Genomic DNA, 21,825 nt, shown 5'->3' on the forward strand with positions numbered 1-21,825 from the left:
AATCCGGAGCGCCTGGATCATGCAAGCGCGAGGCCAGTCTGGCCAGCGGCGGCAGCTCAGATCTGCCGCTGCGCGTAGGCGCGCAGCCGCTCCAGATCCAGAACCTCGATGCGGTTGTACGCCAGGCGCAGCAGCTGCAGGCGCTCCAGCTCGCGCAGCGCGCGATTGACACGCTGCCGCGACAGGCCGGTGAGCAGGCCCAGCTCCTCCTGCGAAAGCTCCAGACGCTGCGCCGTGAACGGATAGAGCTGCGGGTTGAACAGCTGGCTCAGGGCCGCTGCCACCTGTCCTTCCACCGACAGCAGACGCTGGTTCTGGATCGCGGCGATGAACTCGCCCATGCGCTCGTTGAGCTGGCGGATCACGAAGCCGGAGAACGGCAGGCTGTGATCGAGCAGGAAATGGAAATCATCGACCGGCAGGAAGATCGCATCGCTGGCGCGCAAGGCGATCACGTCGTAGCGGCGCAGCTCGCGCTTGAGCACGCTGCCCTCGCCGAACCAGCCGCCGGCCGGCACGCCGGAGAAGGTGCAGCTGTCACCGGCGGCGTTGTAGACCGCCAGCTTCACCAGGCCGGTATGCACGCCGATCCAGTCTTCGGTGGGTGCCTTGCGATGCGCGAGCACCTCGCCGGCGGCGAAGTGCTGCAGGCGTACGCGCGCCAGCACGTGCGCCTGATGCGCAGGCGCCAGCTCGTGAAACCAGCCGTGGGCGGACATCGCCCTGGCGATCTGGGGATCGGCACGCATGCGCGAAATTGTCATTCAAATGACAGAGCCGCAGCCAGCACCCCGCTATGCTGCCCAGCTGCCAGCGAGCGCTGCCGGCACACCGCCGCCGTGCGGGCATGGCCGCAGCCGCCGCTGCCGGCTTGCCACATGAGGAGAACACGATGAGCAGTGCCTTCGACCAAGGCTTGGACCGCTGTGCCGCCAACTACGTCGCCCTGAGCCCCGTGGATTTCATCGCCCGCAGCGCCGCGGTCTACGGCGAGCGCCCGGCGATCGTCTATGGCGAGATCCGCCGCAACTGGGCCCAGACCTACGAGCGCGCCCGCCGCCTGGCCAGCGCCCTGGCGGCTGCCGGCGTGCGGCGCGGCGACACCGTGGCGGTGCTGCTGCCCAACACTCCGGCGATGGTGGAGGCGCATTTCGGCGTGCCGATGTCCGGCGCCGTGCTCAACACCCTCAACACGCGGCTGGACGAGCCCAGCCTGCGTTTCATGCTCAGCCACGGCGAAGCCAGGCTGCTGATCGTCGATACCGAATTCGCGCCGCTGGTGCGGCACGTCATCACCAGCCTGCCGCAGCTGAAGGTGATTGCGGTGCACGATCCCGCCTCCGGCGCCGCCGAGGTGCCGGAGTGGCCGCAGTACGAGGACTTCCTGGCCGCCGGCGATCCGCAGTACGCCTGGCAGCCGCCGGAGGACGAGTGGCAGGCCATCGCGCTCAATTACACCTCCGGCACCACCGGCGATCCCAAGGGCGTGGTCTATCACCATCGCGGCGCGGCGCTCAACGCGGTGAGCAATGTCCTGGAATGGGACATGGGCAAGCACCCGGTGTACCTGTGGACGCTGCCGATGTTTCACTGCAACGGCTGGTGCTTTCCCTGGACCGTGGCGCTGCGCGCAGGCGTCAACGTCTGCCTGCGCAAGTTCGATCCGCTGCTGGTGCTCAAGCTGATCCGCGAGGAGCGCGTCAGCCATTACTGCGGCGCGCCCATCGTGCAGGCGGCGATTGCCAACGCCCCGCTCGCCGCGCGCGAAGGCATCACGCACACGGTGCGCACCATGGTCGCGGGCGCGCCGCCGCCGCCCGCCGTGATCGCGCAGATGACGCAGATGGGTTTCGAACTCAGCCATGTCTACGGCCTGACCGAGGTCTACGGGCCGGCGGCGGTCTGCGCGCCGCAGGAACACTGGCGCGAGCTGGATGCCCAGGAGCAGGCGCGGCTCACCGCGCGCCAGGGCGTGCGCTATCACCTGCAGAGCGGGCTCACGGTGCTGGACCCGCAGACCGGACTGCCGGTGCCGGCCGATGGCGAGACCATGGGCGAACTCGCCTTCCGCGGCAACATCTGCATGAAGGGCTACCTGAAAAATCCGCGCGCCACCGAAACCGCATTCGCCGGCGGCTGGTTCCACACCGGCGATCTGGGCGTGATCGCCACGGACGGCTACGTGCAGATCAAGGACCGCGCCAAGGACATCATCATCTCGGGCGGCGAGAACATCTCCAGCATCGAGATCGAAGACACGCTCTACCGGCATCCGGCCGTGGCCGCGGCGGCGGTGGTGGCGGCGCCCGACCCGAAGTGGGGCGAGACACCCTGCGCCTTCGTCGAACTCAAGCCGGGCATGCAGGCCAGCGCCGAGGAGCTGCTTGCGCACTGCCGGCAATGGCTGGCCGGCTTCAAGCTGCCCAAGCAGATCCGCTTCGGCGAACTGCCCAAGACCTCCACCGGCAAGATCCAGAAGTTCGAGCTGCGCAAGCTGGCCGGATCGCAGCAGGCCATCGACCTCGCCAGCAGCGGCCGGCCCTGAGGCATTAACATGGCGGCCTTCGCCTCAGCCTCTACGGGACGGCCGCCATGCTCATCACCAATGCCCACATCATCAACGAAGGCCACGAGACCGCGGCCGATCTGCTGATCAAGAACGGCCGCATCGAGAAGATCGCGCCGCAGATCCGCGCGCCGGCCGGCGTGGAAGTGTTCGACGCCCAGGGTCTGTGGCTGATTCCCGGCGTGATCGACGACCAGGTTCACTTCCGCGAGCCGGGCCTGACCCACAAGGGCGATCTGTACACCGAGTCGCGCGCGGCGGTGGCCGGCGGCACGACCAGTTACATGGACATGCCCAACAACAAGCCGGCCATCACCACGCGCGCGCTGCTGGCGGAAAAGTACGCCAACGCGCAGGGCCGCTCGTTTGCCAACTACGCCTTCTACTTCGGCGGCGCCAACGACAATCTCGAAGAGATCGCGGCGCTCAAGCGCGACGAGGCCTGCGCCATCAAGGTGTTCATGGGCGCTTCCACCGGCAATATGCTGGTGGACGATCCGCAGACCCTGGACGGCATCTTCCGGCGCGCACCGATGATGGTGGTCACGCACTGCGAGGACACGCCGATGATCGTCGCCAGCGAAAACGCCGCGCGCGCGCAGTTCGGCGAGGACGTGCCGGCCGCCGAGCATCCGCGCATCCGCTCCGAAGCCGCCTGCTACAAGTCCACCGAGCTGGCCGTGGGTCTGGCGCGCCAGCACGGCAGCAATCTGCACGTGCTGCATCTCACCACCGCCAAGGAGCTGGCGTTCTTCACGGCCGGGCCGCTCAAGGACAAGAAGATCACGGTGGAAGCCTGCGTGCATCATCTGTTTTTCAGCGAGGCGGATTACGCCAGCCTGGGCCATCTGATCAAGTGCAATCCCGCGATCAAGACCGAGGCCGACCGTCGCGCCCTGCTGCGCGCGGTGATGGAAGACCGCATCGACGTGATCGCCACCGACCACGCGCCGCACACCGCCGAGGAGAAAGCCAACACCTACTTCAAGGCGCCGTCCGGCCTGCCGCTGGTGCAGCACACCCTGCTGATGCTGCTGGAGCTGGTGCATCGCGGCGAACTGAACATGCGCACCGTGGTGCGCAAGACCAGTCATGCGGTGGCCGACCGTTTCGGCGTGGTGGATCGCGGCTACATCCGCGAAGGCTACTGGGCCGATCTGGCGCTGGTGGACCACCACGCGCGCACCACCGTGCGCAAGGAAGACGTGCTGTACAAGGTGGGCTGGTCACCGCTGGAAGGCCGCACCCTGCGCGGCGCGGTGCGCGCCACCTGGGTCAACGGCGCGCTCGCGTACAAGGACGGTGTGGTGCTGCCGCAGCCGCTGGGGCAGAGGCTGCGCTTCGTCTGAGCGCTGGCGATGCCGCGCCAGCGCTCGCCGATGGAGTCTTTGGCGCGTGAGCTGCGGCGCACGCAGACCGATGCCGAGCGCGTGCTCTGGCAGCGTCTGCGCAATCGCCAGTTGCTGGGGCACAAGTTCCGCCGGCAACTGCCCATCGGGCCGTACATCGTGGACTTCGTTTGCGTGGAACGGCAGCTGATCATCGAACTGGATGGCGGTCAGCATGCCGAACAACGGGCGCGGGATGCGCAGCGCAGCGCCTGGCTCCAAGCGCGCGGCTTTCGCGTGCTGCGCTTCTGGAATGATCAGGCTTTGAAGGAAACCAATGCCGTGCTGGAATTCGTGCTGCGGCACCTGAGCGAGAACCCCTCACCCCAACCCTCTCCCCTTGCAGGGGAGAGGGAGTTGTAAGCTCTCGCACGCAGCTCAGGCGCGCAAACATCAGCCAAGCTGCATGAACCTCAATCCAGCGTCCCCTCTCCCCTCCCCGAGGGGAGAGGGCCAGGGTGAGGGGAGCGCCCGCCACATCAACAAACGCAAGCCATGACCGACAAACCCCGCTGCCCCTGGTGCCTGTCCACCGCGCAGTACATCCGCTATCACGACGAGGAATGGGGCCGCCCGGTACGCGATGACGCCGTCCTCTTCGAATTCCTCATTCTCGAAGGCGCGCAGGCCGGCCTGTCCTGGCGCACGATCCTGGAGCGGCGCGAGGGGTATCGCAAAGCCTTTGCGAACTTCGATGTCGCCAAGGTCGCGCGCTTCAGCGATGCGAAGCTGGAGAAGCTGCTGCTCGACCCCGGCATCATCCGCAACCGCCTGAAGGTCTTTGCCACGCGCACGAACGCGCAGGCCTTCATCCAGGTGCAGAAGGAGTTCGGCAGCTTCGCCAACTATCTCTGGGGCTTCGTCGATGGCCAGCCGCTGGTCAACCGGCCCGGCTCCCTGAAGCAGGTGCCGGCCAAGACCGCGCTCTCGGATCGCATCAGCAAGGACCTGGGCAAGCGCGGCTTCAAGTTCATCGGCAGCACCATCATCTATGCCTATCTGCAGGCGGTGGGCGTGGTGGACGATCACCTCGCCGACTGCTGGCGGGCTTGACGCCGGTCATCGTCGCGGGCTTGCCCGCGGGCAGGCGCGGGCAACATACTGCGGCACGATGAAATGGCTCGCGACACTCACGCTGCTCTGGCTCGCACTGCTGCCTTTCCAGGCGCAGGCCGGCAGCGCCATGCCCTGTCATGAGCACACCGTCAGCAGCGCGCCGCAGACGCAGGCGCCAGCCCAAGTCTCGGCCGATACGCAGCAGCACTGCCCGCATCATGGCGGCGCACGCTGTCACTGCGTGCAGGCCTGCGGCGCCGCCGGTGCGGCGCTCCTGGTCGGGCTGCCTGCGCTGGCCTTCGCACCGGCGCCCGACGCGCCGTCCGCGCTGCGTGCCCTCGCGCTGCCCCGCAACAGCGCCGCCCCACCGCTGCGGCCTCCCATCGCCACGCTCTGATCGCCTCTCTGCGGCGGACCTGCGTCGTCCGCCTGGACCTCGACCGGCGTAAGGCCGGCATCCGATTGGAGTGTTGCCCGTGTCATCCATCCGTTTTCTGGCAGCGCCTGGCGCGCTGCTGCTGCTGAGCGCCTGCGCCAGCCTGCCCGCCGACTGGGGGCGCGGCGCGCTGGATGCGCAGCTGCGCGACCGCGGCCTGTCATCCGCCACCGTCCCGCGCGAGCGCTTCACCGCGCAGGCGCTGCGCGAACCCCTGGACCTGGAGCGCGCGATCCAGCTGGCGCTGCTCAACAACCCGGAGCTGCAGGCGCGTTATGCCAGCCTGGGCTTCGCCGCCGCCGAGGTGTACGAAGCCGGACGGCTGAGCAATCCGCTGCTGTCATTCACGCAGCTCTCGGCCGGCGGCGAGGCGCATGCGCAGCTCACGCTGGGCGTGGCGGTGAACTTCACCGAGCTGCTGTTTGCGCGCACGCATCGCCGCATCGCCGATGCGCAGTTCGCGGCGCAGAAAGCCGCCGTGGGCAGCGCCGCGCTGGAACTGGCCGCGCAGGTGGAAGCCGCCTACCGGCGCTGCGCCGCCGCCGCGCAGCTGCTGCAGCTGCGCGAACGTCTCGCGCAGACCGCGCAGGTTTCCGCCGCGCTGGCGCAGCGCTATTACGAGGCCGGCAATCTCAAGCCCGCCGAGCTGGCCCTGGAACAGGCCGGCGGCGCGCAGGCCGCGCTGCAAGCCGACACCGCGCAGCTGGAACTGTCGCTGGCGCGCGCCAGCCTGCAGCGCTTGATGGGCTTGGCGGATACGCAGACGCCGTGGCAGCTCGCCGAGCCCCTGGCCGCGCTGCCCGCCGCCGATGAAGCGCTGGACCGCCTGCAGGCGCAGGCGCAGGCCTCGCGTCTGGACCTGCAGGCCGCCCAGGCACAGCTGCAGGCGGTGCAGGCGCGTTACGGCATCGCCACGCCGCAGAGCCTGATCGGCGAGCTGCAGCTGGGCGCGGAACGCGAGCGCGATTACGACGGCAGCCTGCATGCGGGGCCCACGGCGGCCATCAGCCTGCCGCTGTTCGACACCGGCAAGGGCCGGCGTGCGCGTGCGCAGGCCGAGCTGCAAGAGGCGCAGGCCGCCTTGCAGGCCGCCGAGCTGGACGTGCAGACGCAGCTGCACAGCGCCTACGCCCAGCTGCGCAGCAGCCGCAAGCGCGCCGAGCGTTATCGCGATGAACTCATTCCCGCCCGCGAGCGCGCCTTCGAAGCCCTGCAGCGCGAACACAACTACATGCTGATCGGCAGCTTCGAACTGCTGGCCGCGCGCCAGCAGAGCTTCGATGCCTACGCCGGCTACATCGAGGCCCTGCGCGATTACCAGCTCGCGCGCGCCGATCTGGCGCGCGCCGTCGGCCGTCGCCTGCCGCAGACTGACCCCGCGCCCGCCGCAGCGCTGCCCGAAGCCGCGCCACAAGACCCGCATGCCCATCATCACGGAGATCACACGCCATGATCAGCCGCCGCAAGCTTCTCTCCGCACTCAGCGCCACCGGCCTGGGCGTCGGGCTCATGCGCAGCGCCAGCGCGCAGCATGAGCAGCATCAGGCCGCGCCTGCCGCCGCCGCCGCGCCGTCGCCATCGGCCGCGCCCGCCGCAGGCGCGTACACGCCGGTGCGCACGCCCAATGGCTGGACGCTGCCCCATCGCCTGAAGGACGGCGTGAAGGAATTCCATCTGGTGGCCGAAGAGATCGAGCACGAGTTCGCACCGGGCAGCAAGGCCAAGTGCTGGGGCTACAACGGCTCCACGCCGGGACCGACGCTCGAAGCGGTGGAAGGCGATCGCGTGCGCATCTACGTCACCAACCGCCTGGGCGAAGCCACCTCCGTGCACTGGCACGGCATCCTGCTGCCCAGCGGCATGGACGGCGTGGGTGGCCTGTCGCAGCGGCACATCCAGCCGGGCGAGACCTATGTCTACGAGTTCACGCTCAACCAGCACGGCACGCATATGTATCACCCGCATGCCGACGAGATGACGCAGCTGGGCCTGGGCATGATGGGCTTCTTCATCATCCATCCCAAGGCTGGCGAGATCGAACGCATCGACCGCGACTACGCGATCATGCTGCACAACTGGGCCCTGCACCCCGGCACCTCGCGCCCCGATCCCTCGATCATGAGCGAGTTCGATCTGTGGACCTTCAACAGCAAGGTCTTCCCCGCCACCGAGTCTCTGGTCGCCGCCAGCGGCGAGCGCGTGCGCATCCGCTTCGCCAATGTCTCGATGTGGAATCACCCGATCCATCTGCATGGTCATCGCTTCGAAGTCACCGGCGGCGACAGCGGCCGCTGGCCGCGCACGCAGTGGCGACGCGAGGTCACCGAGATCATCGCCGTGGGCCAGACCCGCGATCTGGAATTCACCGCCGTGCCCGGCGACTGGGCCCTGCACTGCCATATGTCGCACCACACCATGAACGCCATGGGCCACGGCATCCCCAATCCCATCGGCGTGGACCAGCGCGGCGTGGCCGAGCAGGTGCGCGAACTGCTGCCCGGCTACATGGCCATGGGCGAGCACGGCATGAGCGAGCACGGCGAGCATGTGGCCATGGGCATGCTGCCCGGCCCCGACAACACCCTGCCCATGGCCAGCGGTGAAGGTCCCTACGGACCGCTGGAAATGGGCGGCATGTTCACTGTGGTGAAAGTGCGCGAGAACCTGGCGCGCGGCGACTACCGCGATCCGGGCTGGTACCGCAGCAGGCCGGCTGAAACGGCGCGACGCGTCTCCAGCGAGCCGGACTTCGGCAAGCCCTATCGTCGCGCCAGGGCGGGAGCTTGACCGGCATCAAGGCCCGCCTGTCCTGCCACTCGCAAGCTGCCCTCTCCGCGCAAGCTCCAAGGGGCTCACCATGAACATCCCGTACCGACTCACTGGCCTGCTGGCAACCCTGCTCTTGCCGGCTGCGGCTTTCGCGGCGGGGGCGATGGACGATGCGAAGCCCATGCCCGGCGACATGAAGATGAGCGGCTGCATGCAGATGGATGCCGAGGGCAAGGACATGATGGCCGAGCATCGCCACCATCTGCAGGCGCTGCACGCCATCGCCACTCAGCTGGCGAAGGCCAGGACCGACGCGCAGCGCGTCGCGCTCTTGCAGCGCTACGTGAGCCTGATGGACGAGCAGCAGCAGGCGATGCTGGCGAAGATGCACCCGCAGCATGACCGGCATCCTGCGGATCAGGATCATGGCGAAAAGCCCGAAGCTGCGCCGGAGCATCAACACGAGCACGAGCACTGAGGACTTGACCCTGGACTCGACACCAGGGTTTAGCATGACGGCAATCCGCACTGGAGCACCGTCATGCCCACCAAGTCGCATTCCGCCGAAAGCCTGAGCATCGGCCGCCTCGCTGCGGCCGCCGGAGTCGGCATCGATACCGTGCGCTACTACGAGCGCAGCGGCCTGCTGCCCGCACCGCCGCGCCGCGCCTCCGGTTACCGCGCCTATCCCGCCGACAGTCTCGCGCGCCTGCGCTTCATCCGTCGCGCCAAGGCCCTGGGTTTCGCGCTGGATGAAATCGCGGAGCTGCTGCGGCTGAGCCAGCCTCACGAACGCGGCGCCAGCGATGTGCGTCAGCTCGCGCAAGTCAGGCTGCAGGAAGTGGAAGCGAAGATCGCAGAGCTGCAGCGTGTGCGCGCTGGCCTGCGCCAGCTGGTGAAGGCCTGTCCGGGACGAGGCTCGCCGCAGGCCTGCCCGATCATCGCCGCGCTCTCCGATGGAGCGCGCACATGAATGTGAAGTCTCTGGTGCGCGACCCGGTCTGCGGCATGCAGGTCGATCCCGAGCGCAGTCCGCACCGCTTCACGCACGCCGGCCAGATCCATCATTTCTGCAGCGCGGGCTGCCTGCACAAGTTCGAGCAGGATCCGGCCGCCTACGAAAGCGCAGCCCCGGCATCCGGCTGCTGCGCGCATCAGGCCAGCACGCCGCCGGCGGCCGGCGCGATATGGACCTGCCCCATGCATCCGGAGGTGCGTCAGGATCATCCGGGCAGCTGCCCGACGTGCGGCATGGCGCTGGAGCCCGAGCATCCCGCTGCCACACAGGACGATGGTGAGCTGCGCGACATGCAGCGGCGTTTCATCGTCGGTCTTGCCCTGAGCCTGCCGCTGCTGTGGCTGAGCATGGGCGAGCTGCTGCCGCAGCGTCTGCAGGCAACGCACTGGCTGGGTCATCAGCAGGCGGCCTGGTTGCAGCTGCTGCTGGCCTCACCCGTGGTGCTGTGGGCGGGCTGGCCGTTCTGGCAGCGCGCGGCAGCTTCGCTGCGGCATCGCAGTCTCAACATGTTCACCCTGATTGCGCTGGGCGTGGCGGCGGCTTACGGCTTCAGCCTGCTGGCCCTGCTCGCACCGCAGTGGCTGCCGCCGGGCTTTGCGATGTCCGGCATGGCGCCGCTGTATTTCGAATCGGCGGCGGTCATCACCACGCTGGTGCTGCTGGGCCAGGTGCTGGAACTGCGGGCGCGCGCGCAGACCTCAGGCGCGATCCGCGCGCTGCTGGCGCTGGCGCCGGCCATTGCACACCGGCTCGATGCGCAGGACCGCGAAAGCGAGGTGACGCTGCAGCAGGTGCGCCCCGGTGATCGCCTGCGCGTGCGGCCGGGCGAAAAGATTCCGGTGGACGGCGTGGTGCTCGACGGCGCCAGCCACGTCGATGAAGCCATGCTCAGCGGCGAGCCGACACCGGTGGCCAAGCGCGCCGGCGACGCCGTGAGCGGCGCCACGCTCAACGGCAGCGGCACGCTGCTGATCCGCGCGCGCCGCGTCGGCGAGGACAGCCTGCTCGCGCAGATCGTGCGACAGGTGGCACAGGCGCAGCGTTCGCGTGCGCCGGTGCAGCGTCTGGCGGATCGCGTCGCGGCCTGGTTCGTGCCGGCGGTGATCATCATCGCTGTCATCAGCGCGCTGCTGTGGCTGCACTGGGGTCCGCCGCCGGCGGGCGCACACGCGCTGCTCGCCGCCGTCTCGGTGCTGATCATCGCCTGCCCCTGTGCGCTGGGTCTGGCGACGCCGATGTCGGTGATGGTCGGCGTCGGCCGCGGCGCCGCGGCCGGTGTGCTGGTGCGCGATGCCGCGGCGCTGGAAGCCCTGTCGCGCATCGACACCCTGGTGCTCGACAAGACCGGCACGCTCACCGAAGGCAAGCCCAGCCTGCGTCAGCTGTTGCCGCTGCCCGGCTTCGACGAGGACGAGCTGCTGCGTCTGGCCGCAGGCGCCGAGGCGAGCAGCGAGCATCCGCTCGCGCGCGCCATCGTCGCGGCCTTTCTGGCGCGTGGCGGCACCTTGCCGGCGACACGGGACTTCGGTTCCGATCCGGGTCTGGGCGTGTGGGCGCAGATCGAGGGGCGCAGCGTGCTGCTCGGCAATGCCGCGCTGATGCGGGCTCGCGGCGTCGATCCCGCCGCGTTCGCGCCGCTGCTGGCCGAACACGGCGGCGACACCCGCGTGCTGCTGGCCTGCGACGGACAGCCGGCCGGCGTGCTGCGCATCGCCGATGCCGTGAAAGCCAGCACGCCGGAAGCGCTCGCGGGCCTGCGCGGCGCGGGGCTGCGCCTGCTGATGCTCAGCGGTGATCGCCGCGACAGCGCGCAGGCCATCGCCCGGCAGCTGGGCATCGACGAGGTGATTGCCGAGGTGCTGCCGGCCGACAAGACCGCCGTGATCGCGCGGCTGCAGCAGGAAGGCCGGCGCGTGGCCATGGCCGGCGACGGCATAAACGACGCACCGGCCCTGGCCCGCGCCGACGTCGGCATCGCCATGGGCAGCGGCACCGATGTGGCCATGCAGGCGGCTGGCATCACCCTGCTGGGCGGCGATCTGCGCGGCGCGCTGCGCGCCTTGAAGCTGTCGCGGGCGACCTTGCAGAACATCCGCCAAAACCTGTTCTTTGCCTTTATCTACAACGCCTTGGGCATTCCCATCGCGGCCGGCGCGCTGTACCCGCACTACGGCCTGCTGCTCTCGCCGATGCTGGCCAGCGCGGCCATGAGCCTGTCCTCGGTCTGCGTGATCGGCAACGCCCTGCGCCTGCGCCACCTGCAGCTGGACGCGGCTTGACGGGACCTCCGCCTGACGATTACATTGAAAACTGTAACATTCATTGAGGAGAGTCATGGAACCGTCCAGCGATACCGTGATGCCGGTGCGCCGCGATCTGCACTTCTCGCTGCCGCAGGCGCGGCTGAGCGATTGGCATGACGCCGGGGTGCATGTCAGCCACTTCTTCAACGCCATGTCGCTGTTCTTCCCGGACGGCGAGCGCTTCTTCATCCACGCGGTGCGTCACTACCGCGACCAGATCCGCGATCCGCAGCTGCAGCAGGCGGTGACCGGCTTCATCGGTCAGGAGGCCATGCACGGCCGTGAGCACACCGAGTGCAACGAGATGCTGGACCGCGCCGGTCTGCCGGGCACGGCGCTGCAGCAGTTCGTGTACCGCCTGCTGGAACGCATGAAGCGCCGCGCGCCCAAGGCCATGCAGCTGTCGGCCACCATCGCCCTGGAACATCTCACCGCGATCATGGCCAATGCCCTGCTCAGCGATGCGCGCGTGGTGAGTCAGGCCGAGCCGCATTTCGCGCGGCTGTGGCGCTGGCATGCGCTGGAGGAAACCGAACACAAGGCGGTGGCCTTCGACGTGTGGCGCGCGGTGATGCCCAAGACCCTCTTCAGTTACCTGCTGCGCATCTGGGGGCTGATCGTGGCCAGTGCCATCTTCTGGCCGCTCGTGGCGATCTTTCACTGGCGACTGCTGCGCGCCGATCCGGTGGCGCGTCGCGAGCGCGGCGGCTACTGGAAGATGATCCGCTGGCAGTTCTTCACGCCGGGGCCGCTGCGTCGCGCGGCGCGGGAGTGGTTCGATTACTTCAAGCCCGGCTTCCACCCCTGGGATCACGACAACCGCAGCCAGCTGCAGCAGCTGCCGCCCTTGCTGAGCGAACTGGAAGGCGCGACGGCGGCTTGAATGGGCGGGTCTCCTGCCGCGATGCCCGCTCGCGCGGGCATGACAGGACATGATGGCTGCGCTTGAACGCGCGCCGCATACCGGCGGCCACAGGCTGCCGGTATGATTCGCGCGATGAGCACGCCGCTGAACGACAGCGCCACGGCGCCGGCCAATGAGCCCGAAGCACCGCAGGCCGCCAACGAATACACCATCGATGAACTCGCCCGCGCCGGCAACAGCACGGTGCGCAATGTGCGCGCCTATCAGGATCGCGGGCTGCTGGCGCCGCCGCAGCGGCGCGGTCGCGTCGGCATCTACACCAGCGAGCATCTGCGCCGCCTGCAGCTGATCAATCAGCTGCTGTCGCGCGGGTACACGCTCGCCAACATCCAGGAGCTGGTCGAGGGTCTGGAGAAAGGCCGGCAGTTGCAGGACATCCTGGGTCTGGAACGTGCCATTTCCAGTCCCTGGTCGGCCGAGCAGCCGCGTCAGTATTCGCTGCCGGAGCTCTTGAGCCTGTTCGGCATCAGCGCCTTTGATCCTGCCGTGCTGGGCAAGGTCCTGAGCCTGGGCCTGCTGGTGCCGGAGGGCCTGGGCTTTCGCGCACCGAATCCCAAGATCCTGCAGGCCGGTGCCGAGCTGGCGCGCGCCGGCATGCCGCTGAACGACATGCTCACCATCGTCGAAAGCCTGCGCGCCAACGTGGAGCGCGTGGCCGATGAAATGGTGCAGCTGATCGCGCGCATCCTGGACCGCTACAACGGCGGCCTGCCGCCGCCGGAAGACGTGCCGCGTCTGGCCGAGCTGATCTGGCGCCTGCGTCCGCTGGCCAACATGGCGGTGGACGCGGAAGTCTCGCGCGCGCTGGAGAACAGCGCCAACAAATTCCTCGGCGAGCGCGTGGCGCAGCTGCTGGAACACATGCTGCCCGCAGCGCCACGCCCGCCTTCAGAGCCACTCTGATCGCCGCACAGCCGCGACCGATTCAGGTCTTGTCGCCGGACTCCGGCTGCCCCTTGCCCGCAAAGGGATAGGCGCCGCCGCCCTTGCCCCGCGGCGGGATGTAGAGCGACAGCAGCATGGTCACCACCAGGATCGCCGCAGTGACCGACAGCGACCACAGCACCGGAATCTTGTAGAGGTCGATGATCAGCATCTTGATGCCGATGAAGGCCAGCACCACGGCAAGACCGTAGCTGAGCAGGTGGAAGCGCTCGTGCACGCCGGCAAGCAGGAAGTACATGGCGCGCAGACCCAGGATCGCGAACACATTCGAGGTGAGCACGATGAACGGGTCGGTGGTAATGGCGAAGATCGCCGGAATGGAATCCACCGCAAACACCAGGTCCACGATGCCGATCAGCAGCACCACGATCGCCAGCGGCGTGGCCATGCGCAGGCCCTGCGCCACGATGATGAACTTCTCGCCGTCGTAGTCCGGCGCGATACGGATCCTGCGACGCAGCCACTTAAGCGCGGGATTGGCCTCCAGATCAGGCTCCTGACCGGCGGCCCACCACATCTTGATGCCGGTGAACAGCAGGAAGGCGCCGAACACATAGAGAATCCAGTGGAACTGCGCGATCAGCCAGGCACCCACCAGAATCATCACCGCACGCAGCAGCAGGGCACCGAGCACGCCAATCATCAGCACGCGCTTCTGGAACTCCGGCGGCACCGCAAAGTAAGTGAAGATCATCAGGAACACGAAGACGTTGTCCACCGCCAAGGCTTTTTCGATCAGATAGCCGGTGATGAATTCCACGGCCTTGGCATTGGCCAGGCTGCGCGCCGCGGCATCGCCGTCCAGGCCCCCCAGCGACCACCACAGCCAGGCCACGAACACGAAGGACACTGCCACCCAAATCAGCGACCAGATGCCGGCCTCGCGCATCGACACCCGATGCGCGCCCTGACGCGACAGGGCGAAGAAATCCACGGCCAGGGCCAGCAGTACAAACAGGCCGAACAAGGCCCACATGGTGGGGGAACCAATCGTCGTCATCGTGGCAAACTCAGTTCTTCAAGAAATCTCGCCCCTGCGGGCATCACGGGAAACGGGCAGGCTGCTGCGTCATGCTGCAGCGGCCTGCCCTTGGCTGAGAGGCATGGCAACCCAAGCGGCTCAGATCTTGGTGGAAATCTGCAGCTGCAGCGCATGGTTCTGTGTATCCACGCTGCGGCCCAGCACCAGCTGATTCAGGTAACCGGCCTCCACATCCAGCTTCGGACTGAAACGCCAGCCCAGCCCGGCATAGAGGCGGTTCTGATCGAAAAGTTTCCCGTTCAGGCGCTGGCGATGGCTGAGATGGAAGAACACCTCGTCCTGCAGGAACGCAAAGGCACCCCGCTCCAGCGGCTTGTCGCGGTCCTGCAGCGGCATCGTCACGCGACCCTGCAGGCGCAGGCGGTCGGAATACGTATCCGGCGCTCCGGCGCGCTCGATGAAGCGCTGCTCCAGTCGCAGGCGCTCGCTGAAGGTGCAGCCACCGATCCGCTGGCTGGCAATCAGCTGCTGCCAGCTGCGATGCTCGGTGAGCGTGGATGAACCGGGCCGGTAGGTATCGATGTAGGCAAAGCCCGCCGCCATGCGCAGCTGCGGGTTGAGGGCGTAGCTCAAGCCGGCCCGGACGATGAAATTGCGCAGGTCTTCGGCGTCATCATTGCTGCGCAGCTGCACATCACTGACCAGCGACCAGTCGCGCGACAGCGCCGTGGTGTTGGACCATGAGGTCCATAATGTCTGGGTGTGGTCGGCATCCGCCCAGGCTGCTCCCGGGCCTGCGCCCAGGAGCAGCACTGCCAGAACCTTGCTGAAACCCCGCATCAGCCCTGCTCCTTGTCGTCAGGTGCCGCCTTGAAATGCACCTCGAAGTGCTCGATGTGATCGACGGTGAAGCCGTCGTCCTTAGGGTGCTCCACATACTGGTGTGTCAGCTCGCAATCACCGGTCGGCTGCACCTTGTGATGCTTGAACAACCACCAGCCGCGCTCCTCGACGGTGGCGCAGACCACGCGCTGCTGCGGCGCCTCGAACACCACCTCGGCGCGCTCGCTGTCGTAGCGAAGACCCGGCACCGGCACGCGATGGTGCTCGGTCATTTCGCTGGTCGGATAGAACAGATCAACTTCCACCCAGGCGCGCCCCAGCTCCGGGTTGATCGCAAAGCGCTTGGATTCGCTCGGCTGGAAGCCGCTGGCGGGCGCCTTGAAGATGCGCTGCTCGGATTGGTTGGCCTGCACCTGGGTGAGGCTCGTACTCAGGCCCAGCGCCACGCCAAGGCCAAGAGCCACCGCGCTCAGACTGGATTTCATGCTTGTTACTCCGGTGTTCAAGGTAGGGATCTGCGGTGCCGCTGGCGCAGGTGCCCGCCGCGAGGCGGGCACCTGCGCTGGCGCGCGATCAGCGCGTCACGGGCAGAGACGAGTGGTGCAGCACGATGCGCAGATTGCCCTGGTCATCGCGCATGTAGCCCCAGGTCTTGTCGACCGTGGTGACCTTGCCGGCCTTGTCGGTGAGGATCACATTGCCCATCGACAGCGCGGTGTCACCGTGCAGCTGGATGGCGGCGTTGCGGATTTCCACTGAGCGCCAGCCCTTCAGCGCGAAGCCCTGGTCATCGGGATAGGCCTTGTCATCGCCCACGAAGTAGGCGAGCGCACCTTCACGCGTGGTACGGAAGGTCTGCGGCGCAACCGTCAGGGTCGGCTTGAACAGCACGGGGCCGTACTGATAGCCGTAGGCACTGTCGATCACGCTGCTGGCGGTGGCCTTGGCCTTGGCGATGCCGCCGGCCTCATAGTCCTTGGAGATCTGCACCAGCGCTTCGCCCCAGGCGCGCTGCGCGGCCAGCACCTGCGCCTCGGTGATGTTCTGACTGGCGATCGCCGAAGGCGGTACCACCTGCTTGACGGCGCTGCTCTGGGCGAGCGCGGCACCGCCTGCGCCCAGGCCGCCGGCCAGGGCCAGGCTCAGGGCGAGGATACGGAAGTTCATGGGCTTGTTCATGGCGACTCTCGATGGCTAGGTCCGACATTGGACTGTGGCCAGTGTCGGCGCGGCGAGGCCCGCCGCCATCGGTCATCCGGCAGAGCATGCGATCTGCCGACTGGCCTATGATTGACGGATGTCGTTTGCGCATCCTTACTGCACGCCATGAGCAAGATCCCCTCAGCCGAAACACCGGACAGCGAGAGCACCCGGCTCACCGCGCGGGCGCTGCGCGGGCGCATGCGCAGCGTCGAGCACGAAGCCAGCCGCCTGCACCTGCTGGAGTCCTGCGCACAGACGCTGGCCGAGGACAGCAGCTTCAAATCGGCGCTGGGCTCGGTGCTGGCCCTGAGCCTGCGGCATCTGGGCGCCGACACCGGCCTGCTGCTGTGGCAGGACGGCGGTGCGCTGACCGTGCAGGCCGCGCAGGGCGATGCCCTGCCGGTGGGCGCGCGCATTCCAGTCGGCGGGGTGCTGGCGGCCGTTCTGCGGCCACCGCTGCAAGCCAGCCTGCGCAAGCACATCGAAAGCCGCCTGCGGCTCGGCCGTGATTCCGAGGTGGCCTGGGAGCTGCTGCTGCCGCTGCGCCTGAGTGGCAAGGGTCTGGGCGTGCTCGCCCTGATGAGCCGGAACGGACGGCTGATGCCCTCCGCCGAGGATCTGCACACCCTGCTGGCGGTGGCCACGCTGCTGGCCGGCGCGCTGGCCGCCAGCATCGCCAGACCGCGTGCGCAGAAGCGTGAAGCGGCTCACTCGCTGTCGCGGCTGACGCCGCGCGAGCAGCAGGTGCTGGCCCTGCTGCCGCAGGGCCTGAGCAATAGCGAGATCGCCGCGCAGCTGGGCATCAGCACCGGCACGGCCAAGATTCACGTCGAACGGATCCTGCACAAGCTGGGTCTGAAAGACCGCACACAGGCGGCGGTTCGCGCCACGGAATGGGGACATCGCACATGAGCGCACGATGGTGGCGCTGGCAGGACTGGTCATTGGGCGCCAAGAGCGCAGCGGCAGTGGCGGTGCCACTGGCCTCGCTGCTGGCGGCGCTGTCGTTCAACTACCGCCTGCAGCAGGATCTCAACGCCGCCGACGCCGAGGTGCGGCGGGCGCTGGCCATCCAGGCCGATATCCAGACCCTGCACACCCAGCTGGCGGAGGCGGCCACCGGCGTGCGCGGTTACCTGCTCACCGGCCGCGACGACTTTCTCACTCCTTATCTGCGCGCCCGCGACGCTCTGCCGGGCACGCTGGCCGAGCTTCGCCGCAACATCAGCGATCCGCAGGTCATGGCGCATCTGGAGAGCGCCAGCGCGCTGCTGGAACGCAAGCAGCAGAGCCTGGAGGAACTGCGCCTGCAGGGCCGGCAGCTGGCACCGGCCGAGCTGCAGGCGCATCTGATCCGCAGCAAGCAGGTGCTGGATGCGCTGCGCGGCGAGGTGCGCGCCATGCAGTCGCGCGAAACCGATCTGGTGGCGGAGTACTCGGACAAGGCCCGGCGCGCGCTGCATCGCAATTTCTGGATGGACATCGTCAGCAGCATCCTGGTGCTGGCCAGCGGCGTCGGCGCCTTTCTGCTGCTGTACAGCGGCGTGGTGCGGCGCGTGCAGCGTCTGGCACTCAATGCCGAGCGTCTGGCGCAGGGCGCACCGCTGGCAGCCCTGCCCGCCGGACGTGACGAGCTGGGGCAGCTCGCCGACCGTCTGCACAACGCCAGCCTGCTGCTGGCCAAGCGCGCCGCCGAGGCGCAGTCAGCCAACCAGGCCAAGACCCAGTTTCTCTCACGCATCAGCCACGAGCTGCGCACGCCGCTCAATGCCATCCTGGGTTTTGCGCAGCTGCTGGAGAGCGATCTGCAAGGCAGCGCACAAGCACCTCAGGTCGAGCAGATTCTGCTGGCCGGGCGCCATCTGCTGGCGCTGATCGACGAGGTGCTGGACATCGCCCGCATCGAATCCGGCAGCCTCAAGCTCAAGCTGGAGGCCCAGCCGCTGCAGCCGCTGATTCAGGAGGCCTGCGATCTGGTGGCGCCGCTGGCCACGCGCCACCGCATCCGCCTGCAGCACAGCGGCGAGCACGAGAATCTCGCCGCCCTCGCCGACCGCCAGCGCCTGCTGCAGGTACTGATCAATCTGCTTTCCAATGCCATCAAGTACAACCGCCCGCAGGGCGAGGTGCGCATCAGCCTGCAGGAAAGCGAAGGCAAGGTGCGCATCGCCGTGCAGGACAGCGGCGTGGGCATTCCCGCCGCGCAGATTCCGCGTCTGTTCACGCCCTTCGATCGTCTGGGTGCGGAAAGCGGCACGGTGGAAGGCACGGGCCTGGGCCTGGCAGTGTCCCGGCAGCTGATGCTGCACATGGGCGGCGACATCGAAGTGAGCAGCAAGCCGGGCCAGGGCAGTGTCTTCGTCCTGCGGCTGGACATGGCGCAGGCACAGGTGAACGAGACCGCCGCCCCGGCGCTCGCGCCGGCTGCCGGTCTCACGCTCAGCCAGCCCCGCGCCATGCAGTACGTGCTGGTGATCGAGGACAATGCCTCGAATCTGGCCTTGCTGCAGGCGGTGATTGCACGCCGCGCCGGCTGGCATCTGGTGGCGGCGCGCGATGGCGCCGAAGGCCTGCGTCAGGCGCGCGCCCTGCGGCCGGCACTGATTCTGCTCGATCTGCATCTGCCCCTCATGAGCGGTGAGGCGGTGCTGGCCGAGTTGCGCGGCGATCCGAGCTTTGCGCAGACACCCATCGTGATCATCAGCGCCGACGCCCTGCCGGCCACCATCGAGCGCCTGCGCGCGGCCGGCGCCAGCGACTATCTCACCAAACCGCTGGCAGTATCGCGCGTGCTGACTCTGCTGGACCGGAGCGGCGCATGAACGACGATGAGATCCTGAGCTCGCGCATCCTGATCGTCGACGATCTGCCCACCAATCTGCGCCTGCTCGAAGACCTGCTGGAACGCGAGGGCTTCCGCAACGTGGTCAGCACCACCGAGGCCGAACAGGCGCTGGACCTGTTCGCCGCCTTCGATCCCGACTTGGTGCTGCTGGACCTGATGATGCCGGGCCTGAGCGGCTATGCAGTGCTGGAAAAGCTGGAACGCCAGCGTGCACCCGACGAGTTCCGGCCGGTGCTGGTGCTCACTGCGGATGCCACCACCGCTGCCAAGCGCCGCGCGCTGTCGCTGGGCGCCAAGGACTTTCTCACCAAGCCCTTCGACCATATCGAGGCGATGCTGCGGGTCTGGAACCTTCTGGAGACGCGCCTGCTGCACAAGCGTCTGCGCGCCTTGGTGCCGGAGGCGGCGCGGTTGCCACGCGGTCCGCACCAGTTCAAGTAGCGCAGGACGGCCAGCGGCGGCGCCGTTTTGCGGCGGGCGGCGATAGCCGTTTCTGAGCAGGCGCATCACCCTGTTACGATGCCGACCTCATGTCCGCGCGCCTGCGTCATCGTCTGCATTGCCTGCTGCTGGCCATTGCCCTGCTGGGCGTGGTGCCGCGCACGCTGCTGCCGCTGGCCATGGCCGCGCCGCAGGGCGCGCACGCGCTCTGCCATGCCGGCGGCGAAGGACCGGATCATCCGGCCAGCCACTGCTGCTGCGAAGATGGCTGCTGCAGCGTGCTCGACGGCTTCAACGGCCTGCCCGCCTCAGCCGCTGCCGCGCCCCTGGCGCTCACGCGCGGCGTGGACCTCATCTGCAGCGCCGGGCAGCACGCCGCCGTCGCACCCTGGCGCTATCGCGAACCACCGGGACAAGCGCCGCCGCACACGCTCTTCGTCTAAAAGCCTGATCTCCGCTGCAGCCCGAACGGCGCTGCGGCCCATCATTTTTTGCAGGACACGAAGAGCATGAATCACTTTCGGTTTACCGCCGCGGCGCTGGCCGCCGGCCTGAGCGCGTTTGCCGGCAGCAGCCTGGCCTGTTCCAGCTGCGGCTGTTCCCTGGGCAGCGAATGGGCCGACAACGCCTATTCCACCAACCGCGGTCTGCGCCTGGATCTGCGTTATGACTTTGTCGATCAGAACCAGCTGCGCTACGGCAGCCACCGCGTCAGGCTGGGCAGCCTGAGCTTTCCCAACGACGATGAAATCCAGCTCGGCACGCTGACGCGCTTCTACACGCTCAGCGCCGACTACGCTTTCAACGGTGATTGGGGTCTGAGCGTGCAGGCACCGTATCTGCGGCGCGATCATCAGACCATTGGTGAAGGCGACACCGAGACCTCCACCTCAGCCACGCGTGGCATCGGCGATGTGCGCGTGATCGGCCGCTACCAGGGTTTCTTTGCGGATCGCAGCTGGGGCCTGCAGCTGGGCCTGAAGCTGCCCACCGGCAAGACCGATGAGCACTTCCGCAGCGGCCCTGCGGGTGAAGACGGCGAGATCATCGACCGTGGCCTGCAGAGCGGCACGGGCACCACAGATCTGATCGCCGGCGTCTATCACTACGCGGCGCTGTCGCGTGACTGGGACCAGTTCCAGCAACTGCAGATCAAGCAGGCTCTGAACCAGCATCAGGACTTTCGTCCCAGCACGCAGCTCATCGGCAATGCGGGCCTGCGCTATCTGGGCTTCGGTGCGCTGGTGCCGCAGATCCAGCTCAACGCCCGCATCGAAGGTCGCGAGACCGGCGCGCAGGCCGATTACGCCAACAGCGGCAGTCAGGTCCTGAATCTGAGTCCCGGCCTTGCGGCCACGCTGGGCAGCCGCCTGTCACTCGCGGCGTTCGTGCAGCTGCCGGTGTATCAGCACTACACGGGTTATCAGCTGGCACCGCACTATCTCAGCAGCGTGAATCTGGGCTATCGCTTCTGAGCGTTTCAGCGCGTGGGCGCGGCCGTTGCCTGCAGCAGCGGCCGCAGCTCCTGCTCCAGGCTCGGCAGATCCCAGAGCTTGCGCTGCCCGGCACCGCCGTCGAAACGCAGCACGCCGTCGCGGTCGATCACGAAGCTGATCGGCAATCGCCAGATGCGGCCGTAACCCGGCGCCTGCAACTGCGCGATCAGCGCGGTGGGAAAGGAATACTGCGCGGCGATATGGCGGACCTTGTCGAGCTGCTCGGGGTCATCGGTATTGATGGCCAGCACGCTGAGGCCTTCATCGCGATGCGCCCGGTAATAGGCTTCGAACGCCGGCAACTCTTCCTGACAGGGCGCGCACCAGCTCGCCCAGAAATTCACGATCACCAGCTCACCGCGATGCGCCGCCAGAGAGTAGCTGCTGCCATCGAGCGTGGTCGCATGCAGCGCCGGTGCCGCGCGATTTTCCAGACCGCGCGCCTGCGCGGCGCCGCAGAGCAGAAGCAGCAAGAGCAAGGTGCAGCAGCGCATGCGCGCGAGGCCTGATCCGAATCGGGATGCGGATTTTGACAGAAGCGGCGACATGAAACGAAAAGCCCCCGGGCCACGGTCGCTGCACGGCCGGGCACAGGGGCTTTATTCCCGC

General features: G+C 67.8%; 23 protein-coding genes. 17 read left to right on the forward strand and 6 right to left on the reverse strand.

What is annotated here, in order from left to right:
- Positions 1-56 precede the first annotated feature (56 nt).
- Positions 57-764, reverse strand: coding sequence for a Crp/Fnr family transcriptional regulator (locus BMY12_RS18245; RefSeq protein ID WP_093289284.1), 708 nt, complete (start codon positions 762-764; stop codon positions 57-59).
- 128 nt (positions 765-892) lie between these two features.
- Between BMY12_RS18245 and BMY12_RS18250 the strand changes: the two genes are divergently transcribed.
- From BMY12_RS18250 to BMY12_RS18305, 12 genes are all read left to right on the forward strand, one after another.
- A complete protein-coding gene (locus BMY12_RS18250; protein WP_093289376.1) occupies positions 893-2,545 on the forward strand; it encodes an acyl-CoA synthetase in 1,653 nt (550 codons plus the stop codon).
- 47 nt (positions 2,546-2,592) lie between these two features.
- Positions 2,593-3,915, forward strand: a complete 1,323-nt coding sequence (locus BMY12_RS18255) for a dihydroorotase (RefSeq protein ID WP_093289286.1) — start codon at positions 2,593-2,595, stop codon at positions 3,913-3,915.
- A gap of 9 nt (positions 3,916-3,924) precedes the next feature.
- Positions 3,925-4,317 (forward strand): endonuclease domain-containing protein, encoded by a 393-nt coding sequence (locus BMY12_RS18260; protein ID WP_218140254.1) that lies wholly within the window; start codon positions 3,925-3,927, stop codon positions 4,315-4,317.
- A 132-nt stretch (positions 4,318-4,449) separates the two neighbouring features.
- The gene (locus tag BMY12_RS18265) at positions 4,450-5,007 is read left to right on the forward strand and encodes a DNA-3-methyladenine glycosylase I (protein WP_093289287.1); all 558 of its coding nucleotides are present in this window, start codon (positions 4,450-4,452) and stop codon (positions 5,005-5,007) included.
- Between the two features lie 58 nt (positions 5,008-5,065).
- Positions 5,066-5,407 (forward strand): hypothetical protein, encoded by a 342-nt coding sequence (locus tag BMY12_RS18270; RefSeq protein WP_093289289.1) that lies wholly within the window; start codon positions 5,066-5,068, stop codon positions 5,405-5,407.
- 79 nt (positions 5,408-5,486) lie between these two features.
- On the forward strand, positions 5,487-6,899 hold the full coding sequence (locus tag BMY12_RS18275; RefSeq protein WP_143069004.1) for a TolC family protein: 1,413 nt from the start codon (positions 5,487-5,489) through the stop codon (positions 6,897-6,899).
- A complete protein-coding gene (locus tag BMY12_RS18280) occupies positions 6,896-8,233 on the forward strand; it encodes a multicopper oxidase family protein (RefSeq protein WP_093289292.1) in 1,338 nt (445 codons plus the stop codon). Before BMY12_RS18275 ends, BMY12_RS18280 begins: the two co-directional genes overlap by 4 nt.
- 70 nt (positions 8,234-8,303) lie before the next feature.
- Positions 8,304-8,693 carry a hypothetical protein gene (locus BMY12_RS18285; protein WP_143069005.1) on the forward strand — a complete coding sequence of 130 codons (390 nt, stop codon included), beginning with the start codon at positions 8,304-8,306 and terminating at the stop codon, positions 8,691-8,693.
- Between the two features lie 63 nt (positions 8,694-8,756).
- The gene (locus BMY12_RS18290; protein WP_093289295.1) at positions 8,757-9,188 is read left to right on the forward strand and encodes a heavy metal-responsive transcriptional regulator; all 432 of its coding nucleotides are present in this window, start codon (positions 8,757-8,759) and stop codon (positions 9,186-9,188) included.
- A complete protein-coding gene (locus BMY12_RS18295; RefSeq protein WP_093289296.1) occupies positions 9,185-11,512 on the forward strand; it encodes a heavy metal translocating P-type ATPase in 2,328 nt (775 codons plus the stop codon). The genes BMY12_RS18290 and BMY12_RS18295 overlap by 4 nt, the downstream gene beginning before the upstream one ends.
- A gap of 55 nt (positions 11,513-11,567) precedes the next feature.
- The gene (locus tag BMY12_RS18300; protein ID WP_177189070.1) at positions 11,568-12,419 is read left to right on the forward strand and encodes a metal-dependent hydrolase; all 852 of its coding nucleotides are present in this window, start codon (positions 11,568-11,570) and stop codon (positions 12,417-12,419) included.
- A gap of 114 nt (positions 12,420-12,533) precedes the next feature.
- Positions 12,534-13,364, forward strand: coding sequence for a MerR family transcriptional regulator (locus BMY12_RS18305; RefSeq protein ID WP_093289298.1), 831 nt, complete (start codon positions 12,534-12,536; stop codon positions 13,362-13,364).
- A gap of 22 nt (positions 13,365-13,386) precedes the next feature.
- On the opposite strand, the gene BMY12_RS18310 is transcribed toward BMY12_RS18305, so the two are convergent.
- From BMY12_RS18310 to BMY12_RS18325, 4 genes are all read right to left on the reverse strand, one after another.
- On the reverse strand, positions 13,387-14,406 hold the full coding sequence (locus tag BMY12_RS18310; RefSeq protein ID WP_093289299.1) for a TerC family protein: 1,020 nt from the start codon (positions 14,404-14,406) through the stop codon (positions 13,387-13,389).
- A 120-nt stretch (positions 14,407-14,526) separates the two neighbouring features.
- Entirely contained in the window at positions 14,527-15,228 is a 702-nt protein-coding gene (locus BMY12_RS18315) for a DUF2490 domain-containing protein (RefSeq protein ID WP_093289301.1), read from the reverse strand.
- Complete coding sequence (locus BMY12_RS18320; protein WP_143069006.1) at positions 15,228-15,716, reverse strand: hypothetical protein; 489 nt, start codon at positions 15,714-15,716, stop codon at positions 15,228-15,230. Before BMY12_RS18320 ends, BMY12_RS18315 begins: the two co-directional genes overlap by 1 nt.
- Positions 15,717-15,804: 88 nt before the next feature.
- A complete protein-coding gene (locus BMY12_RS18325; RefSeq protein WP_218140256.1) occupies positions 15,805-16,410 on the reverse strand; it encodes a metal-independent carbonic anhydrase family protein in 606 nt (201 codons plus the stop codon).
- Positions 16,411-16,557: 147 nt separating this feature from the next.
- On the opposite strand from BMY12_RS18325, the gene BMY12_RS18330 reads away from it, so the two are divergent.
- The 5 genes from BMY12_RS18330 (at position 16,558) to BMY12_RS18350 (ending at position 21,195) form a co-directional block, all read left to right on the forward strand.
- The gene (locus BMY12_RS18330) at positions 16,558-17,346 is read left to right on the forward strand and encodes a helix-turn-helix transcriptional regulator (RefSeq protein ID WP_093289304.1); all 789 of its coding nucleotides are present in this window, start codon (positions 16,558-16,560) and stop codon (positions 17,344-17,346) included.
- Positions 17,343-19,256: a hybrid sensor histidine kinase/response regulator gene (locus BMY12_RS18335; RefSeq protein WP_093289305.1), complete on the forward strand. Its 1,914-nt coding sequence runs from the start codon at positions 17,343-17,345 to the stop codon at positions 19,254-19,256. Before BMY12_RS18330 ends, BMY12_RS18335 begins: the two co-directional genes overlap by 4 nt.
- Positions 19,253-19,720, forward strand: coding sequence for a response regulator (locus BMY12_RS18340; protein WP_093289307.1), 468 nt, complete (start codon positions 19,253-19,255; stop codon positions 19,718-19,720). The genes BMY12_RS18335 and BMY12_RS18340 overlap by 4 nt, the downstream gene beginning before the upstream one ends.
- Before the next feature lie 89 nt (positions 19,721-19,809).
- A complete protein-coding gene (locus BMY12_RS18345; protein WP_093289308.1) occupies positions 19,810-20,163 on the forward strand; it encodes a hypothetical protein in 354 nt (117 codons plus the stop codon).
- A gap of 66 nt (positions 20,164-20,229) precedes the next feature.
- Positions 20,230-21,195: a hypothetical protein gene (locus tag BMY12_RS18350; RefSeq protein ID WP_093289310.1), complete on the forward strand. Its 966-nt coding sequence runs from the start codon at positions 20,230-20,232 to the stop codon at positions 21,193-21,195.
- 5 nt (positions 21,196-21,200) lie between these two features.
- Here the strand turns inward: BMY12_RS18350 and BMY12_RS18355 are convergent, their stop codons facing one another.
- Positions 21,201-21,695: a peroxiredoxin family protein gene (locus BMY12_RS18355; RefSeq protein WP_218140257.1), complete on the reverse strand. Its 495-nt coding sequence runs from the start codon at positions 21,693-21,695 to the stop codon at positions 21,201-21,203.
- Positions 21,696-21,825 lie beyond the last annotated feature (130 nt).

Source organism: Solimonas aquatica, from assembly GCF_900111015.1.
GTDB classification, from domain to species: Bacteria; Pseudomonadota; Gammaproteobacteria; order Nevskiales; family Nevskiaceae; genus Solimonas; species Solimonas aquatica.

Coding starts and splice junctions, on each gene's coding strand:
- BMY12_RS18245 (WP_093289284.1), bottom strand. CDS start 764: ATGACAATTTCGCGCATGCGTGCCGATCCCCAGATCGCCAGGGCGATG.
- BMY12_RS18250 (WP_093289376.1), top strand. CDS start 893: ATGAGCAGTGCCTTCGACCAAGGCTTGGACCGCTGTGCCGCCAACTAC.
- BMY12_RS18255 (WP_093289286.1), top strand. CDS start 2,593: ATGCTCATCACCAATGCCCACATCATCAACGAAGGCCACGAGACCGCG.
- BMY12_RS18260 (WP_218140254.1), top strand. CDS start 3,925: ATGCCGCGCCAGCGCTCGCCGATGGAGTCTTTGGCGCGTGAGCTGCGG.
- BMY12_RS18265 (WP_093289287.1), top strand. CDS start 4,450: ATGACCGACAAACCCCGCTGCCCCTGGTGCCTGTCCACCGCGCAGTAC.
- BMY12_RS18270 (WP_093289289.1), top strand. CDS start 5,066: ATGAAATGGCTCGCGACACTCACGCTGCTCTGGCTCGCACTGCTGCCT.
- BMY12_RS18280 (WP_093289292.1), top strand. CDS start 6,896: ATGATCAGCCGCCGCAAGCTTCTCTCCGCACTCAGCGCCACCGGCCTG.
- BMY12_RS18285 (WP_143069005.1), top strand. CDS start 8,304: ATGAACATCCCGTACCGACTCACTGGCCTGCTGGCAACCCTGCTCTTG.
- BMY12_RS18290 (WP_093289295.1), top strand. CDS start 8,757: ATGCCCACCAAGTCGCATTCCGCCGAAAGCCTGAGCATCGGCCGCCTC.
- BMY12_RS18295 (WP_093289296.1), top strand. CDS start 9,185: ATGAATGTGAAGTCTCTGGTGCGCGACCCGGTCTGCGGCATGCAGGTC.
- BMY12_RS18300 (WP_177189070.1), top strand. CDS start 11,568: ATGGAACCGTCCAGCGATACCGTGATGCCGGTGCGCCGCGATCTGCAC.
- BMY12_RS18305 (WP_093289298.1), top strand. CDS start 12,534: ATGAGCACGCCGCTGAACGACAGCGCCACGGCGCCGGCCAATGAGCCC.
- BMY12_RS18310 (WP_093289299.1), bottom strand. CDS start 14,406: ATGACGACGATTGGTTCCCCCACCATGTGGGCCTTGTTCGGCCTGTTT.
- BMY12_RS18315 (WP_093289301.1), bottom strand. CDS start 15,228: ATGCGGGGTTTCAGCAAGGTTCTGGCAGTGCTGCTCCTGGGCGCAGGC.
- BMY12_RS18320 (WP_143069006.1), bottom strand. CDS start 15,716: ATGAAATCCAGTCTGAGCGCGGTGGCTCTTGGCCTTGGCGTGGCGCTG.
- BMY12_RS18325 (WP_218140256.1), bottom strand. CDS start 16,410: ATGAACAAGCCCATGAACTTCCGTATCCTCGCCCTGAGCCTGGCCCTG.
- BMY12_RS18330 (WP_093289304.1), top strand. CDS start 16,558: ATGAGCAAGATCCCCTCAGCCGAAACACCGGACAGCGAGAGCACCCGG.
- BMY12_RS18335 (WP_093289305.1), top strand. CDS start 17,343: ATGAGCGCACGATGGTGGCGCTGGCAGGACTGGTCATTGGGCGCCAAG.
- BMY12_RS18340 (WP_093289307.1), top strand. CDS start 19,253: ATGAACGACGATGAGATCCTGAGCTCGCGCATCCTGATCGTCGACGAT.
- BMY12_RS18345 (WP_093289308.1), top strand. CDS start 19,810: ATGTCCGCGCGCCTGCGTCATCGTCTGCATTGCCTGCTGCTGGCCATT.
- BMY12_RS18350 (WP_093289310.1), top strand. CDS start 20,230: ATGAATCACTTTCGGTTTACCGCCGCGGCGCTGGCCGCCGGCCTGAGC.